The sequence below is a fragment of the Desulfuromonas acetoxidans DSM 684 genome (assembly GCF_000167355.1).
GTDB classification, from domain to species: domain Bacteria; phylum Desulfobacterota; class Desulfuromonadia; order Desulfuromonadales; family Desulfuromonadaceae; genus Desulfuromonas; species Desulfuromonas acetoxidans.
Window position 1 is genome coordinate 162,194 of record NZ_AAEW02000002.1, and the last position, 17,368, is coordinate 179,561.

Consider the following 17,368-nt stretch of genomic DNA (forward strand, 5'->3'; position numbering starts at 1 on the left):
TAATTTGAAAGAACATCAAGAGAGAAAGCACCCACTCTAGCCATCCAAAAGTGCAGTCAGAAACTAGAAAAACGTATGGTAAGCTGTAAGAAACCACTTTCTCGGAGGAACCTCATGAAACATAAATCCACCCTTGCCCTGCTCACCCTCACCGGCATGGTATGGGGCTGTGCCGGAACCCCGCCGGACGATCTGGGCATTCACAATGGTCAACTTCGCTCCTGCCCTTCCTCGCCCAACTGTGTCAACAGCCAGAGTCCGGAGGCGGACGAAAAGCATGCCATTGCCCCGCTGGGATACACAGATTCACAACCCCAGGCATGTAATACGCTACTTTCCATTCTGAAAGAATGGCCGCGCGCGACCCTGATCGAACAACGTGACGATTACATCCGCTGTGAATTCTCCAGTGCGGTGATGGGCTTTGTCGATGATGTGGAGTTTTATTTTTCCGCACCAGGACGGATTGATGTGCGCTCGGCGTCGCGGTTGGGGCACAGCGATCTGGGCGTGAATCGCAAGCGTATTGAGGCTATTCGGGAGAAATTCGCCGCCGCATTGCCATAAATTAGTGATTTTAGCGCCCTGGGCCGACAAAAATGTGACTGCTGAGAGTTCCTTTGAACTCCAGCTATGTTCACTTTTTATATCTGTACACGATCTCATGGAGAGTTTACACTCACGGGCAAATATCATGGCAACGCCCTATTTTCACCTGTGAGCCTTTTTATTATGAGCCAACCGACTTCGCGTGAAAAAAAACTGATTCAGGCGGTCATTGACATTCTCCACAAACGCCCCGGAATGGATGCCGAGTTTATTGCGGACGATGCTCCGCCACCGTTCAGCGGTTCACTGCGTCTATTCGGCGACTGGGGCAGCATCACGCGCCCGGTACGTCTGGCCTGGCGCATCACGCCGCAGCAGGGGCAACTGCTGACCTTTCAGCTCGAAACGCTGAAACAACATCAACCGCTCCTGCTGGCTGACTATATTCCGGAAAGCCTGTCGAGTCAGTTACAGCACCACCATATTGATTTTCTTGATACCATCGGCAACGGCTCGATCTGCGCACCACCGCTGTTTTATGAAGTGAGCGGTCGACGCAAAAAAAGCCCCAAGCTTCCGCCCAACCGCAGCCAACAGAGCACCGGCGCCAAAATTCTCTTTCAACTGCTGCGCGACCCACAATTGTGCCAGCAGTCTTATCGCATTATCGCAGAACGGGCGAGTGTCGCCCTGGGCGCTGTCGGCCCGGTGATCAATGAGCTCAAAGCGAAAAACCTGCTCATTGATCCAGGGAATAAAAAATTCGTGATCAGCGATCTGACGGCGTTGCGCCAACTGTGGGAAACCGCCTATACCAGCCGCCTGCGTCCAAAGCTGGAGGTGGATCGCTGCAACCTGAGCGCTCCGTGGAAACTCGACAGCCTGCCGTTGCTGATCCGCGAGCAACACCTGGAAGATCATGTACTCATCGGTGGCGAACTGGCGGCTTCCTTCTATTGTGAAAACGTCAATCCGCGCCGCTGCACCCTGCACCTCCCGGCACGTGCGGCCCTCAAGCAGATGTTGCAATTACGCTTGACGCCGTGTGAAGATGGTCCGATTACGGTGGTGCGTCAGTTTGCCGACAATCTGGCTTTTGAGCATCGGTCGCCGGAGGGCCTGCAACTGGCAGACCCGCGCCTGGTACGCTGCGAACTGCTGCTCAATGAACACCACGATATGGCGCACATTGCTGAAGCCATTGAGAGCCTGTATCTTTTCGGTGCCGAACACCCCAGCCAATCAGACCCCTCTCACAACTAGGACATTGAACCCTTATGAAACATGTGATTTTATTTTTCTCTTCCAATGCCGGTCTCGGTTATGCGCCGGTGGCCTCGGGCACTTTCGGCACCCTGATGGGTATCCCTCTGTACTGGTTGCTGGCACGCCTGGAACAACAGGAATTTGTTCTGGCCTGGGTGTTTATTTTGTTGCTTTCGTTCTGGAGCGCCCATCGCGCTGGAGAAATTTATGGTGTGGTCGATGATGGACGTATTGTCATCGACGAGTTGATCGGCTACTTAACGGCCATTGCCTTTGTCCCGTTCAGCTGGCCGTCCGCCATCGTCGCATTTTTACTGTTCCGCCTGTTTGACATTGTCAAACTGTGGCCGGCCAACTGGTTTGACAGCAACGTCAAAAATGGTGTCGGTGTGGTCCTTGATGATGTGGTGGCCGGGATCTACGCCTGGCTGAGCCTCTATGCCCTGATGAGCTTTTTCCCCGATTTCTTTTAACGCCATTGATGGGATCAAATAATGAAAATTGCAGTGGTGACCATTGGAGATGAACTGCTCAACGGCGAGGTGGTAGACACCAACACGGCTGAAATCGCCCGCGCCCTGCGCTGTGAAGGCTATGAAATTGATCAGGCGGTCACCCTGTCCGATCAACCGCAATTGATCGCCGCCACTTTACAACAACTCAACAAACAGAAAGTGATCGCCCTAGTCAGCGGTGGCCTCGGACCGACCCGCGATGATGTCACAGCCCGCGCGGCGGCCCAGGCGTTTCATCTCACTCTGGCCCTTAACGACCTGGCCCTGCGTCAAATTGAAGCTTTTTTCAAAAAATCGGGTCGCGCGTTTCCTCCCGGCAACGAAAAGCAAGCGCTGATCCCCCACAAAGCACAAGTGATGGAAAACTGTTGCGGCACGGCACCGGGCTTTATCATCACCCACAACAACTGCCCGGCGTTTTTCATGCCCGGCGTACCGCATGAAATGATAGCCATGCTTCAGCAGCAGGTGATTCCGGCGTTACGACGTCTGGTCACTCCGACCCTGTTCTGCGGCGAGCGGGTCTTAAAGGTCTTCGGCCTGCCAGAAAACGATATAGAACGCCAGCTGCCGGCAAGTCTGTTCCCGCAATCGGTCGCCTTGACATTCCGCCTTGAATACCCGCTGGTCCTGATCAAACTCAACACCAGCGGCAAACAGGAGAGCGATTTGGACGAGGCGGAACACATTGTCCGCAACCGGCTCAAACATCATGTGGTCGCCAGTGGTGATCAGACCCTGCCCGAAGTGGTCCACCACCTGTTGTGTCATGCAGAGGTCACGCTGTCACTTGCCGAATCTTGCACCGGCGGCCTGATCGCCAAACTGCTTACCGATTTGCCCGGCAGCTCAGCCTACCTGGAACGGGGCGCCGTCACTTACGCCAATTCCGCCAAACACGATTGGCTGGGGATCTCCAACGAATTGCTGCTGGAAAAAGGTGCGGTCAGCACCGAATGCGCCCGCGGCATGGTCACCGGGATTCGCCAACGCGCCCGCACGGATTACGCCATCGCCGTCACCGGTATTGCCGGCCCCGGTGGTGGCACAGCGGAAAAGCCCTGCGGCACGGTATTTATCGGGCTGGCAACACCGCAACACACGGAAGTGCGCGAATGCCATTTCAGCGGTGACCGCAACCAGGTGCGCGTCAAAACAGCGTACACGGCTCTGGACTGGCTGCGCCGCACCCTCAGCCCGACATAAACACCAGCAGCCGTCAGCAATAAATGTGGCAGAACCACCCCAAGAAACGGTTGAAAATTGAGCCTTTTCTATGCTATCCGTAACAATTCAGAATTGTTCGTAAAACCTTCCGGTTTTCCCCGGTTTTCAAACAGGGCAGACCGTTTCCCGACACTTTCCACAGGAGAACGCATTATCATGGCAACTGACAACCGTAAGCAGGCCATTGATCTGGCCATGGGCCAGATCGAGAAACAGTTCGGCAAAGGCAGTATCATGCGATTGGGTGAAGATAATGTCATGCGCGATATCTCCACCATCTCAACAGGGTCCATCGGTCTGGATATCGCGCTGGGTATCGGTGGCGTGCCCCGCGGCCGAATCATTGAGGTCTACGGCCCGGAATCTTCCGGTAAAACCACTTTGGCCCTGCACATTGTCGCCGAAGCCCAGAAAAAAGGCGGCATTGCCGCATTTGTCGATGCCGAGCACGCCTTGGACATCACCTACGCCCGCAAGCTCGGCGTTAATGCCGACGACCTGCTGGTGTCGCAGCCCGATACCGGCGAACAGGCCCTGGAGATCGTCGAAGTGCTGGTCCGTAGCGGTGCCATTGACGTACTGGTTGTTGACTCGGTTGCCGCCCTGGTCCCCCGCGCCGAGATCGAAGGTGAAATGGGCGACTCCCACATGGGCCTGCAGGCACGCCTCATGTCACAAGCGTTGCGCAAACTGACCGCCACCATCAGTAAATCCAACTGCTGTGTGATCTTCATCAATCAGATCCGCATGAAGATAGGCGTCATGTTCGGCAACCCCGAAACCACCACCGGCGGCAACGCGCTGAAATTCTACTCCTCGGTGCGCATGGATATCCGCAAGATCGCCACCCTCAAGCAAGGGCAGGATGTGATCGGCAGCCGTACCCGCGTCAAAGTGGTGAAAAACAAAACCGCCCCCCCGTTTAAAGAAGCCGAATTTGACATCATGTACGGTGAAGGGATCTCAAAAGTGGGTGAACTGGTTGATTTGGGCGTAGCAAATGATATCGTCAACAAGAGCGGTGCCTGGTTCTCCTACGGTGACGAACGGATCGGTCAGGGCCGCGAGAATTCCAAACAGTACCTCAAGGATAATGCCGAAGTGGCCAGCGAGATTGAGCAACAGATCCTTGAACTATACGGCCTGTCCAGCATCGACGAACCCGCTGCGGAGGAATAATCTATGGAGCTGAACGACATTCTCGGCATGGCGATTAAAGCCAACGCCTCGGACGTTCATATCAAAGCCGGCCTGCCACCGGTCTACCGGATTGACGGCCAGTTACGCCCGCTCCCCAAGGCACCGAGGTTGTCACCGGAAGACATCCGCAAAATGGCCTATGCCATGATGAGCGAGCTCCAGCGCAAAAAGTTTGAGGACAGCCACGAAGTGGACTTGTCCTACGGCGTGAAGGGCATGGGCCGCTTCCGTGTCAACATGTTTACCCAGCGTGGCTCCATCTCCATGGTACTGCGGACCATCCCGTTCAATGTTCAGACCATTGAAGAGCTGATGTTACCGGCCGTCATCAAAAAACTGACCAATGAAACCCGCGGTCTGATTCTGGTCACCGGCACCACAGGTTCCGGTAAATCGACCACTCTGGCCAGCATGATCGACGCCATCAACGCCAACCACACCGCCCACATTATCACCATTGAGGACCCGATCGAGTTCCTCCATCGCGATAAAAAAAGTATCATCAATCAACGCGAGATCGGTGTGGATACCGACACCTTTGCCAACGCCCTCAAAGCCGCCCTGCGTCAGGACCCCGACGTCATCCTCGTCGGTGAGATGCGTGACTATGAAACCATTGAAACCGCACTGACCGCCGCTGAAACCGGCCACCTGGTTCTCTCCACCCTGCATACGGTTGACGCCCAGGAGAGTATCAACCGGATTGTCGGTGCCTTTCCACCGTATCAACAACGCCAGATTCGCCTGCAACTGTCGGCGATTCTTAAAGGCGTGGTTTCCCAGCGCCTGGTTCCTCGCGCCGACGGCAAAGGCCGGGTCCCGGCCGTCGAGGTCATGGTATCGACGGCCCGGGTACGGGAGCTGATCGACGACAAGGAGAAAACCAAGCTGCTGCGTGATACCATTCAGCAAGGGTTTGATTCCTACGGCATGCAGACCTTTGACCAGTCGCTGATGAGCCTGATGCATAAAAAGCTCATCTCCTTTGATGAAGCATTACGGCAAAGCTCCAACCCGGACGATTTCAAACTCAAAGTCTCCGGGATCTCCTCATCGTCCGACCTGTCCTGGGATCAGTTCAGTGGCGACAATGACGGGGACGAAGGAGAAAACAACGACTCGTGACCGCGCCCGACGCCTATGCTCTGTGCCTGCGCTGGCTGACCCGCCGCGCCCGCTGCGAAGCAGACCTGCGCCGCCGCCTGCAACAACGTGGCTGTGTGGATAACGATATTGAACAGGCATTGCAACGCTGCCGCGAACTCGGCTATATTGACGATCCCCGATTTGCTGTGGAACGCGCCTCACAACTGATGCGTCAGGGGCGTGCCGTCGGTCCACGACTGCTGATGGAGCTGAAAAAAGAGGGGCTGCCGGAAACTCTGGCAACAGAAGCCGTCCAGCACTGCCATGAGCACTACGACCAAATGGACTTGCTGGCGGATCTGGTGGAACGGCGCTACGCCAAGCTCGATTTCACCGCGCTGGAAGACCGCGACAAACGACGTATCATCAATTATTTGCAACGCCGGGGGTTTCCCCTTGCCATGATATTGGACCATCTCAAAGAGAAAGAAAGGCAGATCGACTGACATGCTAACCGCCAACGAAATTCGCGCCCGCTTCATCCAGTATTTTGAAAAGCACGGGCACCGTGCCGTCCCCTCGTCCTCTCTGATTCCTCACAACGACCCGACCCTGCTGTTTACCAATGCCGGGATGAACCAGTTCAAGGACCTGTTCCTCGGCGCGGAAACCCGCGACTACAAACGCGCTACCTCGGCGCAAAAATGTGTCCGCGCCGGCGGCAAACATAACGATCTGGAAAATGTCGGTCGCACAGCCCGTCACCACACCTTCTTTGAGATGCTCGGCAATTTCTCGTTTGGCGATTATTTCAAACAGGACGCCATCCGCTTTGGCTGGGAATTTCTCACCAAAGAGATGAAACTGCCCGTCGAGGATTTGTGGGTGTCGGTGTTCGAAGATGACGATGAAGCCTTCAACATCTGGCGCGATGAAATCGGCGTGCGTGAAGAACGGATCCTGCGCCTGGGTGAAAAAGACAACTTCTGGGCCATGGGCGACACCGGCCCCTGCGGCCCCTGTAGCGAAATCCATATCGACCAGGGCGAGGAGATGACCTGCGGACCCGACTGTGCCCTCGGCGTGTGCGACTGTGACCGTTTTCTCGAACTGTGGAACCTGGTATTCATGCAATACGAGCGCAGCGCCGACGGCACCTTGAGCCCACTGCCCAAGCCATCCATCGACACCGGCATGGGTTTGGAGCGGATCACCGCCGTGGTCCAGGGCGTCAAAAGCAACTACGACACCGACTCACTGCGCGCCATCATTGCCCACATTGAGCAACTGGCCGGAAAAACCTATGGTGACAACGAGGACGCTGATGTCTCCATGCGTGTCATCGCCGACCACAGTCGCGCCACCGCCTTCTTAATCGCTGACGGCGTGCTACCCAGCAACGAAGGCCGCGGCTATGTGTTGCGCCGCATCATGCGTCGCGCTGCACGTCACGCTAAGATGCTCGGTTTCGACGAACCGGTGTTGTTCAAAACCGCCACGTTCGTCATGGAATCGATGAAAGACGCTTACCCCGAACTGGAAGAGCGTCTTGACTATGTCGCCAAAGTGGTCAAGAACGAAGAGGAACGCTTCATCCAGACCCTCGGCAACGGCCTGCGGATCCTCAACGAGGAGATCGACACTCTCAAATCCAAAGGGCAAACCGTTATTCCCGGTGACACCGTGTTCCGGCTTTACGACACCTTCGGCTTCCCGGTCGACCTGACCGCCGACATCGTTGAAGGTCAGAACTTCACCCTCGACGAAGCCGGTTTTGAAACCTGCATGGAACAGCAGCGTCAGAAAGCTCGCGAAAACTGGAAGGGTTCCGGCGAAGAGGGAATCGGTGCGGTGTACAAACAACTGGCTGAACAGGGCATGAGTTGTGAGTTTACCGGCTATGACAAGTGTGACGATTTCGGTACGGTGCTGGCGTTGCTCAAAGACGGCCAGCAGGTGGAATCGGTTTCAGCCGGTGAAACCGTTGAGATCATCACTTCGATCACCCCGTTTTACGGCGAATCCGGTGGTCAGAGCGGCGACGGCGGCACCCTGACCGCTGAAGGGGTCAAAGCCACCATCAGCGAAACACTCAAACCGTTGCCGAATCTGCACGTGCATGTTGCCACCATTGATGAAGGCACCCTGAGTGTCGGTCAGGCCGCTGAACTGCATGTCGATGTGGAGCAACGCACCGCCTGTGCCCTCAACCACAGCGCCACCCATATCCTTCAGGCGGTGTTGTGCGAAGTGCTTGGCGACCACGTTAAGCAGGCCGGTTCCCAAGTCACTCCGGATCGGTTGCGTTTCGACTTTATCCACTTCTCGGCCCTGACACCTGAGGAGATTCAGCAGGTCGAGGAGAAGGTCAACCAGCGCATCCGAGAAAACGCCGGTGTCATGACCGACGTGATGAATACCGATGACGCGGTTAAAGCCGGGGCCACCGCCCTGTTCGGCGAAAAATACGGTGACAGTGTGCGTGTTGTGCGCATGGGTGACTTCAGCATGGAACTGTGCGGCGGTACCCACGTCAGTGCCACCGGCAACATCGGCCTGTTTAAAATCGTTCAGGAAGCGGGTATTGCTGCCGGTGTCCGCCGTATTGAAGCCGTCACTGGCTCAGGTGCTCTGAGCACCGTGCGCGAACAGGAACAGATGATCGGTGATCTCGCCGCGTTGGTTAAGAGCGATCCCAGCCAACTCGCCACGCGCCTGAAAAAACTGATGGAACATCAAAAAGAACTGGAACGTCAGGTGTCCACCCTTGAAGACCGCCTCAGCGCTGATCGTGCCGGCAACCTAATGGATCAGGTACAAACAATCGACAACGTCAAATTGCTCGCCGTGCGTATCGACAACCTCGACGGCAAACAACTGCGCGAACAGGCAGACAAACTGCGTGATCAACTGCAATCCGGAGTGATTGTTCTCGGTGGCGTCAACGACGGCAAGGTGGCTCTGCTGGTCAGTGTCACCAAGGATCTCACTAATACCCTCAAGGCAGGCAACCTGATCAAACCGCTGGCCGAGATGGTCGGTGGCCGCGGTGGCGGACGTCCCGATTTGGCTCAGGCCGGCGGGTCACAGCCTGAGCAACTCAACAACGCTCTGGAAGCCGCTGCCGGTATTGTCGGCGAAGCCCTTTAGCGCGCGAGCCTTTTGCAAAAAAGGCTCGTGGAGCCCATGGATGGGCGACCAAAATAATCGGTTTCGCTAACGAGTATCCCTGTTAGTCCGATGATTTTGTGAGCTTTTGGAAATGACACTTTTCAAAAGCGTGTTTTCAAAAAGCAGAGACAGCTTTTTGCAAAAACCTACATCATGGAGTAAGACATGGCGTCAACCATCATCCGTACTGCAGAACAGGACGAGTACGATCTTGCCGATCATCCGTTGTTCTTCGTTCGTGACGTGGTGACGAAAGAGCACACCCCGCACCTGTCACTGCACCGCGGCCGGATTGAACCCGGCGGGGAGATCACTCCGCACCGACAGGAGCATACCGAAACCATGTACATTCTCTCGGGAGACGTGGAGTGTACTCTGGACGACGAAAAATTCGAACTCGGTACCGGCACCTGTCTGGTGATCGAACCGCACACCATGCGCGGTTTAAAAAACATCGGCGACCAACCGGTGGAATTATTGGTGGTCTTCACCCCGCCCTTAGCCTGACAGGATGTGATCCATCGCCAACAGGATTTTTTCAATATCCTGCGAAGGGCGCCGCAACAGAACGTTTTTAAACAGCCTCCCTCCCTGCAGCGGCGGCTGTTTTTTCTTTTTGCCTCACCATGGGGGCAAATGGTATAAGTGGAATCTTTCCCTGAAAACGCCTGACTTTGGGCGGTTAGCACGCCGTTTGCCCTTCGGAGGTCAACGGATGCAGATAGGACAACAACATGTTTCGAGGAACCACCATCGTCTGTGTTCGCCGGGATGACCAAGTAACCTTGGCCGGAGACGGTCAGGTGACGCTGGGACATACCGTCATGAAACACGGTGCCTGTAAAATTAGGCGCATGCACAACGATCAGATTATCGCTGGCTTTGCCGGCAGTACAGCAGATGCGTTCACTCTGTTTGAAAAGTTCGAGGCCAAACTGCAGGAGTTTCGCGGCCAACTGGCCCGCGCAGCCGTAGCCCTGGCCAAAGACTGGCGCAATGACCGTGTATTACGCCGCCTTGAAGCTCTGTTACTCGTCGCCGATCGCGACCAGACTCTGGTTATCTCCGGCGTTGGCGACGTTATTGAAAGCGACGATGGCGTTGCTGCCATCGGCTCCGGTGGTCCATATGCCCAGGCGGCAGCACGCGCCTTGTTGCGCAACACCGACATGGTGCCGGAGCAAATTGCCGAGCAGGCACTGACCATTGCGGCAGAGATTTGCATTTACACCAACGACAACATCAGTATGGAAACATTGTCATGACCAATTTTACCCCGCGGGAGATTGTCTCGGAGCTGGATCGTTACATCATCGGCCAGCGCGGCGCCAAGCGTGCCGTGGCTGTCGCCCTGCGCAACCGCTGGCGACGTCAACAGGTCCCAGCGGAGTTGCGCGACGAGATCTCGCCGAAGAATATCATTATGATCGGTGCCACCGGCGTCGGTAAAACCGAAATTGCCCGGCGACTGGCCAAACTGGCCCAGGCACCATTTATCAAAGTCGAAGCCAGCAAATTTACCGAAGTCGGCTATGTTGGCCGCGATGTCGAAAGCATGGTGCGCGACCTGGTGGAACTGGCTATTATCATGGTACGCGAACAGGAAGCCAAGAAGGTCCGTCTCAAAGCAGAAGAGCGCGCTGAAGAGAAGCTGCTTGACCTGCTGCTGCCCGGGGAGCGCAAAAACCTCGACAGCGAAGACGACAGCAGCAGTTCGACCCGAGACAAACTACGCCGCCTGTTGCGCATGGGTGAGCTGGATAACCGTTTTGTCGAACTGGAAACCGAGGAGAGCACCATTCCGGCCATGGAGGTGTTAACGCCACCGGGAGCTGAAGATATGGGCCTGAACATCAAGGAGATGTTCGGCAACATGTTCCCGAAGAAAACCAAGCGCCGCCGCATTGCCGTCAGCGAAGCACGCCAGATTCTCATTGATCAGGAAGCGGAAAAACTGGTCGATATGGACAATGTCCAACAACAAGCCCGTGACCTCACCGAACAAAGTGGTATCATCTTTATTGATGAAATCGACAAAGTGGCGAGCAAAGACGGTGGTCAAGGACCGGAAGTGTCCCGTGAGGGCGTACAACGCGACATTCTGCCCATTGTTGAAGGCAGTACCGTGAACACCAAGTACGGTGCGGTCAAAACCGACCACATACTGTTCGTGGCCGCCGGAGCATTTCATGTGGCCAAGCCATCGGACCTGATCCCGGAGTTGCAGGGGCGCTTTCCAATCCGCGTTGAGCTGGACAATCTGGGTGAGGAGGAGTTTGTTCGCATCCTCACCGAGCCGAAAAATTCGCTGGTCAACCAGTATCAGGCCCTGATGTCCACAGAAAACATCACCCTGAGTTTTACCAGCGAGGCAATTCACGAAATTGCCCGCACGGCCGCCCAAGTCAACGAACAGACAGAAAATATCGGTGCACGTCGTTTACACACCATCATGGAGAAACTGCTCGAAGAGCTCTCTTTTGACGCTCCGGAAATGAACGAGAAAACCCTGACCATTGACGTGGCTCAGGTCCGGGAAAGTCTTGGTGATATCGTTGGTGACGAAGACTTGTCCCGCTTTATTCTCTAGCGGTTGAAAGGGTTTCAAGCATGCAGGAAATTATCAATAAAGCCAAAGTGCTGGTCGAGGCATTGCCGTATATCCAGCGCTTCAACAATAAAACCATTGTCATCAAGTACGGCGGCAATGCCATGGTCGAAGAGCACCTTAAAGAGAGCTTTGCCAACGACATCATCCTGCTCAAGCTGATCGGCCTTAATCCGGTCATCGTCCACGGTGGTGGACCACAAATCGGCAAAGTGCTTAAGGAGATGGGCCGTGAAACGGACTTTGTCCAGGGCATGCGCGTCACCGATCACGAAACCATGAACGTCGTCGAAATGGTGCTTGGCGGCAAGGTGAACAAAGAGATCGTCGGCAACATCAACCACTTCGGCGGCAAAGCGGTTGGCTTGTCCGGCAAGGACGGCAACCTGATCACCGCCCGCAAGCTGGAGATGAAACGCATCAATCCAGACACTCTGACTCCGGAAATCATCGATGTCGGCATGGTCGGCGAAGTGGCTTCCATCAATCCGGCGGTCCTCACCGCCCTTGAGGAGAGCAGCTTTATCCCGGTCATTGCTCCGGTGGGTGTTGGTGTCAACGGTGAAACCTATAATATCAACGCCGATCTGGTTGCCGGTCGAGTGGCTGGAGCCCTGCATGCCGAGAAGCTGATTCTGCTTACCGACATTGAAGGGGTCAAAGACAAACAGGGCGAGCTGATTTCGACCATTGACATTGATGAAGTTCCCGGCTTAATAGACGATGGCACCATTGGCGGCGGCATGATCCCCAAAGTCAATTGCTGTGTCGATGCGGTGATGGAAGGGGTGAAAAAAGCCCACATTATCGATGGCCGCATGGAACATGCCTGTCTGCTGGAAATCTTTACCGACCAAGGGATCGGCACCGCTGTAGCGAGGTTTAAACGATGAGCACATCACAAGACTGGATCACCCGCGGTGATCAGCATATTACAACCACGTACGGCCGCTACCCGCTGGTTGCGGTGAAAGGCGAAGGCTGCTGGCTGTGGGATGCCGATGGCAACAAATATCTCGATTTTCTCGCCGGTGTCGCGGTCAACAACCTGGGCCATTGTCATCCCAAAGTGGTTGAGGCCCTGCAGCGGCAGGCGGCAACGTTGATCCACTGCTCGAATTACTACCATATTCCAAGCCAGATTGAGCTGGCGGAGATTCTCTGCGAGCACTCTTTCGGCGACCGGGTGTTCTTCTGCAACTCTGGGGCTGAAGCCAACGAAGCGGCCATGAAACTGGTGCGCAAGTACAGCGCTGAAAAGCACGGTGAAAACCGCTTTGAAGTGATCACCGCGCTGGCCTCGTTCCACGGCCGCACCATCGGCACCATCAGTGCCACCGGCCAGGACGCCGTACGCAAAGGGTTCACTCCGGTGGTTCCCGGTTTCAAATATGTGCCGTTCGGCGATATCGACGCCATGCGTAGTGCCATCAGCCCCAACACCTGTGCGGTCATGCTGGAACCGGTTCAGGGTGAAGGCGGCGTCAATGTCCCACCTGAAGGCTACCTCAAGGCGGTGCGTCAACTGTGCGATGAGCAGGACCTGCTGCTGGTATTTGACGAGGTTCAGGTCGGCTGCGGTCGTACCGGAACCCTGTTCGCCTATCAACACGACGAGATCGCTCCGGACATTATGACTCTGGCCAAAGCTCTGGCCGGCGGTCCGCCCATCGGTGCCATGGTCGCCACTGAAGAGGTCGCCGCAACCTTTGTCCCTGGTACGCACGGCTCCACGTTTGGCGGCAACCCGCTAATGACCAGCGCTGCCGTCGCCGCCATGCGTTGTCTGCTTGATGACGGCGTGCTCGACAACTGCGTGGCCATGGGTGATTATCTGCGTGAGCAACTCGAAGCACTGAGCAGCCGGTTTTCCTTCGCCGGAGCCGTGCGTGGTCGTGGTTTGATTCTCGGCCTGCAACTGGAGACTCCCGGTGCGGACATCGTCAAACAAGCCATGGCCAAAGGGCTGTTGATCAACTGCACTGCCGGCAGCGTGTTGCGTTTCGTGCCGCCATTGATCGTCAGCCGCGAAGAGATCGACCAGGCCATGACGATCCTTGGCGAGGTGTTGAGCGAGGTGGAGAAAAACAGATAACAACACGGCATGACTTTTAAGCTAGTGAGGAGTCAATGAAACCATCCAGAGAAGCCATCATCGGAACGATTATTATCCTTTCGCTGGTGATTGCCGCCCTGATTTGGAATCATTTTGCACCAAGTCGCGGCAAGTATCATGCACCGTATAAATATTACGAGGGAGATCGTCCCAACTATAACCGCTAAGCGGTTCACTGATCGGGCTGCCGCCAGGCGATGGCCCCATAAACAGGAGTGTTATTGTGACTAACCATTTTCTCTGTCTGACCGACTGGACGGCTGCAGAGCTTGATGCCATTTTTGCTCTGACCAAAGAGCTCAAGGACAAACAGAAGCAAGGCATTGCCCATCCGCTGCTGGCCGGAAAAACCCTGGGAATGATTTTTGAGAAGAGTTCCACCCGCACCCGCATCTCCTTTGAAGTGGGCATGTACCAATTGGGTGGTCACGCATTGTTTTTGTCATCAAGCAACACCCAGCTTGGCCGCGGAGAACCGATCAAAGACACGGCGCGAGTGATGTCACGCTACGTTGACGGCATCATGATCCGCACCTTCTCCCAAGAGGGGATCGAGGAGCTGGCCCGTTATGCCGATGTGCCGGTGATCAATGCCCTGACCGACAGTTATCACCCCTGCCAGGTAATGGCCGACCTGTTTACGGTTCTGGAACACAAAGGCAGCTACAAAGATCAGGTCTACTGTTGGATCGGCGACGGCAACAACATGGCCCATTCGTGGATCAATGCCGCGGCTGTGCTCGGATTTGAGCTGCGCGTGGCCACGCCGAAAGGCTATGAGCCGGATACCTCGGTGATTGAACGGGCTGAACAACTGGGTGCCAAGATCACCTACACCAATGATCCGTTGCAAGCCGCCTGGGGTGCTGATGTGCTGAATACCGATGTATGGGCGAGCATGGGCCAGGAGCAGGAACAGTTGCAGCGCGAAAAAGATTTTGTTGGCTTCCAGATCAATGCCGAAGTGATTGATGCCGCCGATGGTGACTGCCTGGTGCTCCATTGCCTGCCGGCACATCGCGGCGAAGAGATTACCGACGACGTTATCGAAGGTCGCCATTCGGTGGTCTTTGATGAAGCGGAAAACCGCCTTCACGTCCAGAAAGCGATCATGGCCACCCTGATGAACAAGGAGTAAGCGATGAACATTGAATGTCCACACTGTCAGTTCAGCAAAGAGATTGCCGACGACAAACTGCCGCCGTTACCGGCCAAGGTGACCTGTCCGCAATGTTCTGAACAGTTCACCCTTGAGGCACCCAACGTTGTCATTGAGGAAGAACCACTGCTGACAGAAGATGCGACCATGCCGACAACGGCACCCGTTCCTCCGACACCACCCGTCGCTCAACCGGCGACCACAACGGCGATGGAGGATGTTCCAGCGGGTTTCTGGGTTCGTGTTCTGGCATCCATTATCGATTCAGTGCTGCTACAAGTCATCGGTTTCGGCATGGGCTTTGGCATGCAGATGGTTCTCGGCGGCACCATGGACCCGGAAGCGGACCCCACGGTGGCCCTGTTGATGTTGGCCATGGGTATGGTCCTGTCAATCGCTTATTATGTCTTTTTCACCGGCTACAATGGCCAGACGCCGGGCAAAATGGCCTTGCGTATCAAGGTCATCCATAACGATGGCGGCGGTGTCGGCTACGGTCAGGCGTTTGTTCGTGAAGTCATTGGCAAGTTTTTCTCCGGGGTGCTGTTGTGTATCGGCTACCTGATGGTCGCGTTCCGTGCCGACAAGCGTGGTCTGCACGACCTGATGGCCCGAACCCGGGTTATTAAAGTATAATTCCACAGGCGGTGAACACCACCGTCACTGTTTTGTGTCACAAGGAGACGCTCATGCAAAAAAAAGGCACTATCAAAAAAGCGGTCCTCGCCTACTCCGGAGGCCTGGACACCTCAATCATCCTCAAATGGCTGGTCGAAGAATATGGTTGTGAAGTGATTGCTTTCGCAGCCGACCTCGGTCAGGGTGAAGAACTCGATTTCATCCCTGAGAAAGCCAAGAAAACCGGCGCCAGCAAATGCTTTATCGAAGATCTGCGCGAAGAGTTTGTCCGCGACTTCGTATTCCCGATGTTCCGCGCCAACGCCATTTACGAAGGCCGTTACTTCCTCGGCACATCCATTGCCCGTCCGTTGATCGCCAAAAAGCAGATGGAGATCGCCCTCGCCGAAGGCGCTGATGCGGTATCCCACGGCGCCACCGGCAAAGGCAACGACCAGGTCCGTTTTGAGCTGGGCTACTACCACTTCGATCCGAGTATCCATGTCATCGCACCATGGCGCGAATGGGATCTCAACAGCCGCAGTGCTCTGGAGGCCTACGCCAAGAAGCACGGCATTCCGGTACCGACCAGCAAGAAATTCCCCTGGAGCAGCGACCGCAACCTGCTGCACATCTCTTTTGAGGGTGACATTCTTGAAGACCCCTGGGCAGAAGCACCGGAGGAGATGTACGTCCTATCCACTCGTCCCGAAGATGCCCCGGACCAACCGGAATTCGTTGAGATCGAGTTCAAAAATGGTGACCCGGTCGCCATCAACGGCGAACAACTGTCCCCGGCCAACCTGCTGGCCAAGCTCAACGAGTTGGGTGGCAAGCACGGCATCGGTCGTATCGACCTGATGGAAAACCGTTACGTCGGCATGAAGAGCCGTGGCGTCTATGAAACACCGGGCGGCACTATTCTCGAAGAAGCTCATCGCGGCGTTGAGTCCATCACCATGGACCGCGAAGTGATGCATCTGCGTGATTCACTGATCCCGCGCTATGCGGAGATGGTCTACAACGGTTACTGGTTCGCCCCGGAGCGTGAAGCCCTGCAAACGCTGATCGATGACACCCAGAAAACCGTTAACGGTATGGCGCGCGTCAAACTGTACAAAGGCCACTGCCGCGTGGTTGGACGCAAGTCGGACACCGACAGCCTGTTCAATGTTGAATTCGCCACCTTTGAGGCGGATGAAGTGTACAACCAGGCGGATGCCGAAGGTTTCATCAAGCTCAACGCTCTGCGTCTGCGCATTCGCAGCATGATGAACAAAAAAGCGTAACCGCACGATCCTGCAAGCCGGGGTCCGTTGCGGCCCCGGCTTTTCCCGTTTTTTGTGTAGGTTCCATGGACTATCCGTTACAAAAACAGATCAAGACCTCTGTGGTCGCCTGTATTGTCGACGAACAGCAGCGCATCCTGCTGACCCGGCGCAACATTCCGCCGTTTTTCGGTCAATGGGTGATGCCGGGCGGAAAAATTGATCACGGTGAGCCGATCCACACGGCATTAAAACGGGAAGTCCAGGAAGAGGTCGGTCTTGAAGTCACGGTTGAATCCCTGATCGACGTCTATGAACACGTTACCGTTGGAGAACGGCGCGACCACTACATCATCCTCTATTACCGCGCCACGCCGCAGAGTTTTGAGCTGTCCATCAATCCGGATGAGCTCAGTGAAGCGGTGTGGTTTGCGCCGGAGCAGTTGCCGAAGATTGACGTGCCCCCCGGCTGCCGCCATATTCTCGCCCAGCTCCATCCACAACTGGCCTGGAGCCACCTTGAGCCACCCGGAGATCTGGCCAACTGTGAAATTCCCGGCGTCTGCCCTGTGGAAAAAGGCTAGA

General features: G+C 55.6%; 18 protein-coding genes. All 18 read left to right on the plus strand.

Annotated features, from left to right (window positions below; all coding sequences use genetic code 11):
• Positions 1 to 114: 114 nt before the first annotated feature.
• Positions 115 to 567, plus strand: coding sequence for a DUF1499 domain-containing protein (locus DACE_RS02085; protein WP_005997948.1), 453 nt, complete (start codon positions 115 to 117; stop codon positions 565 to 567).
• Between the two features lie 165 nt (positions 568 to 732).
• The gene (locus DACE_RS02090; RefSeq protein WP_005997950.1) at positions 733 to 1,812 is read left to right on the plus strand and encodes a type IV toxin-antitoxin system AbiEi family antitoxin; all 1,080 of its coding nucleotides are present in this window, start codon (positions 733 to 735) and stop codon (positions 1,810 to 1,812) included.
• A gap of 14 nt (positions 1,813 to 1,826) precedes the next feature.
• Complete coding sequence (locus tag DACE_RS02095) at positions 1,827 to 2,288, plus strand: phosphatidylglycerophosphatase A family protein (RefSeq protein ID WP_005997952.1); 462 nt, start codon at positions 1,827 to 1,829, stop codon at positions 2,286 to 2,288.
• A 21-nt stretch (positions 2,289 to 2,309) separates the two neighbouring features.
• Positions 2,310 to 3,536: a CinA family nicotinamide mononucleotide deamidase-related protein gene (locus DACE_RS02100; RefSeq protein WP_005997954.1), complete on the plus strand. Its 1,227-nt coding sequence runs from the start codon at positions 2,310 to 2,312 to the stop codon at positions 3,534 to 3,536.
• Positions 3,537 to 3,713: 177 nt separating this feature from the next.
• A complete protein-coding gene (gene recA, locus DACE_RS02105; RefSeq protein WP_005997956.1) occupies positions 3,714 to 4,736 on the plus strand; it encodes a recombinase RecA in 1,023 nt (340 codons plus the stop codon).
• 3 nt (positions 4,737 to 4,739) lie between these two features.
• A complete protein-coding gene (locus DACE_RS02110; protein ID WP_005997957.1) occupies positions 4,740 to 5,882 on the plus strand; it encodes a type IV pilus twitching motility protein PilT in 1,143 nt (380 codons plus the stop codon).
• On the plus strand, positions 5,879 to 6,349 hold the full coding sequence (locus DACE_RS02115; RefSeq protein WP_005997959.1) for a regulatory protein RecX: 471 nt from the start codon (positions 5,879 to 5,881) through the stop codon (positions 6,347 to 6,349). Before DACE_RS02110 ends, DACE_RS02115 begins: the two co-directional genes overlap by 4 nt.
• 1 nt (position 6,350) lies before the next feature.
• Positions 6,351 to 8,993 carry an alanine--tRNA ligase gene (gene alaS, locus DACE_RS02120; RefSeq protein ID WP_005997960.1) on the plus strand — a complete coding sequence of 881 codons (2,643 nt, stop codon included), beginning with the start codon at positions 6,351 to 6,353 and terminating at the stop codon, positions 8,991 to 8,993.
• A gap of 186 nt (positions 8,994 to 9,179) precedes the next feature.
• Complete coding sequence (locus DACE_RS02125; RefSeq protein WP_005997961.1) at positions 9,180 to 9,521, plus strand: cupin domain-containing protein; 342 nt, start codon at positions 9,180 to 9,182, stop codon at positions 9,519 to 9,521.
• 227 nt (positions 9,522 to 9,748) lie between these two features.
• On the plus strand, positions 9,749 to 10,279 hold the full coding sequence (gene hslV, locus DACE_RS02130; RefSeq protein ID WP_005997962.1) for an ATP-dependent protease subunit HslV: 531 nt from the start codon (positions 9,749 to 9,751) through the stop codon (positions 10,277 to 10,279).
• On the plus strand, positions 10,276 to 11,604 hold the full coding sequence (gene hslU / locus DACE_RS02135) for an ATP-dependent protease ATPase subunit HslU (RefSeq protein ID WP_005997963.1): 1,329 nt from the start codon (positions 10,276 to 10,278) through the stop codon (positions 11,602 to 11,604). Before hslV ends, hslU begins: the two co-directional genes overlap by 4 nt.
• A gap of 20 nt (positions 11,605 to 11,624) precedes the next feature.
• Positions 11,625 to 12,515 carry an acetylglutamate kinase gene (argB, locus tag DACE_RS02140; RefSeq protein WP_005997964.1) on the plus strand — a complete coding sequence of 297 codons (891 nt, stop codon included), beginning with the start codon at positions 11,625 to 11,627 and terminating at the stop codon, positions 12,513 to 12,515.
• Positions 12,512 to 13,717, plus strand: a complete 1,206-nt coding sequence (locus DACE_RS02145) for an acetylornithine transaminase (RefSeq protein WP_005997965.1) — start codon at positions 12,512 to 12,514, stop codon at positions 13,715 to 13,717. Before argB ends, DACE_RS02145 begins: the two co-directional genes overlap by 4 nt.
• 35 nt (positions 13,718 to 13,752) lie before the next feature.
• Positions 13,753 to 13,905 carry a hypothetical protein gene (locus tag DACE_RS18035; protein WP_155808963.1) on the plus strand — a complete coding sequence of 51 codons (153 nt, stop codon included), beginning with the start codon at positions 13,753 to 13,755 and terminating at the stop codon, positions 13,903 to 13,905.
• A 56-nt stretch (positions 13,906 to 13,961) separates the two neighbouring features.
• Positions 13,962 to 14,876 carry an ornithine carbamoyltransferase gene (gene argF, locus DACE_RS02150; protein ID WP_005997966.1) on the plus strand — a complete coding sequence of 305 codons (915 nt, stop codon included), beginning with the start codon at positions 13,962 to 13,964 and terminating at the stop codon, positions 14,874 to 14,876.
• Positions 14,877 to 14,879: 3 nt separating this feature from the next.
• Complete coding sequence (locus DACE_RS16930; RefSeq protein ID WP_005997968.1) at positions 14,880 to 15,533, plus strand: RDD family protein; 654 nt, start codon at positions 14,880 to 14,882, stop codon at positions 15,531 to 15,533.
• A gap of 53 nt (positions 15,534 to 15,586) precedes the next feature.
• Positions 15,587 to 16,804: an argininosuccinate synthase gene (locus DACE_RS02160; RefSeq protein WP_005997969.1), complete on the plus strand. Its 1,218-nt coding sequence runs from the start codon at positions 15,587 to 15,589 to the stop codon at positions 16,802 to 16,804.
• A gap of 65 nt (positions 16,805 to 16,869) precedes the next feature.
• Positions 16,870 to 17,367, plus strand: a complete 498-nt coding sequence (locus DACE_RS02165) for a nucleoside diphosphate-linked moiety X motif 17 (RefSeq protein ID WP_005997970.1) — start codon at positions 16,870 to 16,872, stop codon at positions 17,365 to 17,367.
• The last annotated feature ends 1 nt before the right edge of the window (position 17,368 follow it).

What these genes read in the sequence shown, in the direction of transcription:
- hslU (WP_005997963.1), top strand. Translation starts at nt 10,276, where the DNA reads ATGACCAATTTTACCCCGCGGGAGATTGTCTCGGAGCTGGATCGTTAC.
- hslV (WP_005997962.1), top strand. Translation starts at nt 9,749, where the DNA reads ATGTTTCGAGGAACCACCATCGTCTGTGTTCGCCGGGATGACCAAGTA.
- alaS (WP_005997960.1), top strand. Translation starts at nt 6,351, where the DNA reads ATGCTAACCGCCAACGAAATTCGCGCCCGCTTCATCCAGTATTTTGAA.
- DACE_RS02145 (WP_005997965.1), top strand. Translation starts at nt 12,512, where the DNA reads ATGAGCACATCACAAGACTGGATCACCCGCGGTGATCAGCATATTACA.
- DACE_RS02090 (WP_005997950.1), top strand. Translation starts at nt 733, where the DNA reads ATGAGCCAACCGACTTCGCGTGAAAAAAAACTGATTCAGGCGGTCATT.
- DACE_RS02110 (WP_005997957.1), top strand. Translation starts at nt 4,740, where the DNA reads ATGGAGCTGAACGACATTCTCGGCATGGCGATTAAAGCCAACGCCTCG.
- DACE_RS02165 (WP_005997970.1), top strand. Translation starts at nt 16,870, where the DNA reads ATGGACTATCCGTTACAAAAACAGATCAAGACCTCTGTGGTCGCCTGT.
- argB (WP_005997964.1), top strand. Translation starts at nt 11,625, where the DNA reads ATGCAGGAAATTATCAATAAAGCCAAAGTGCTGGTCGAGGCATTGCCG.
- DACE_RS02095 (WP_005997952.1), top strand. Translation starts at nt 1,827, where the DNA reads ATGAAACATGTGATTTTATTTTTCTCTTCCAATGCCGGTCTCGGTTAT.
- DACE_RS02160 (WP_005997969.1), top strand. Translation starts at nt 15,587, where the DNA reads ATGCAAAAAAAAGGCACTATCAAAAAAGCGGTCCTCGCCTACTCCGGA.
- recA (WP_005997956.1), top strand. Translation starts at nt 3,714, where the DNA reads ATGGCAACTGACAACCGTAAGCAGGCCATTGATCTGGCCATGGGCCAG.
- DACE_RS18035 (WP_155808963.1), top strand. Translation starts at nt 13,753, where the DNA reads ATGAAACCATCCAGAGAAGCCATCATCGGAACGATTATTATCCTTTCG.
- DACE_RS16930 (WP_005997968.1), top strand. Translation starts at nt 14,880, where the DNA reads ATGAACATTGAATGTCCACACTGTCAGTTCAGCAAAGAGATTGCCGAC.
- DACE_RS02085 (WP_005997948.1), top strand. Translation starts at nt 115, where the DNA reads ATGAAACATAAATCCACCCTTGCCCTGCTCACCCTCACCGGCATGGTA.
- DACE_RS02100 (WP_005997954.1), top strand. Translation starts at nt 2,310, where the DNA reads ATGAAAATTGCAGTGGTGACCATTGGAGATGAACTGCTCAACGGCGAG.
- DACE_RS02125 (WP_005997961.1), top strand. Translation starts at nt 9,180, where the DNA reads ATGGCGTCAACCATCATCCGTACTGCAGAACAGGACGAGTACGATCTT.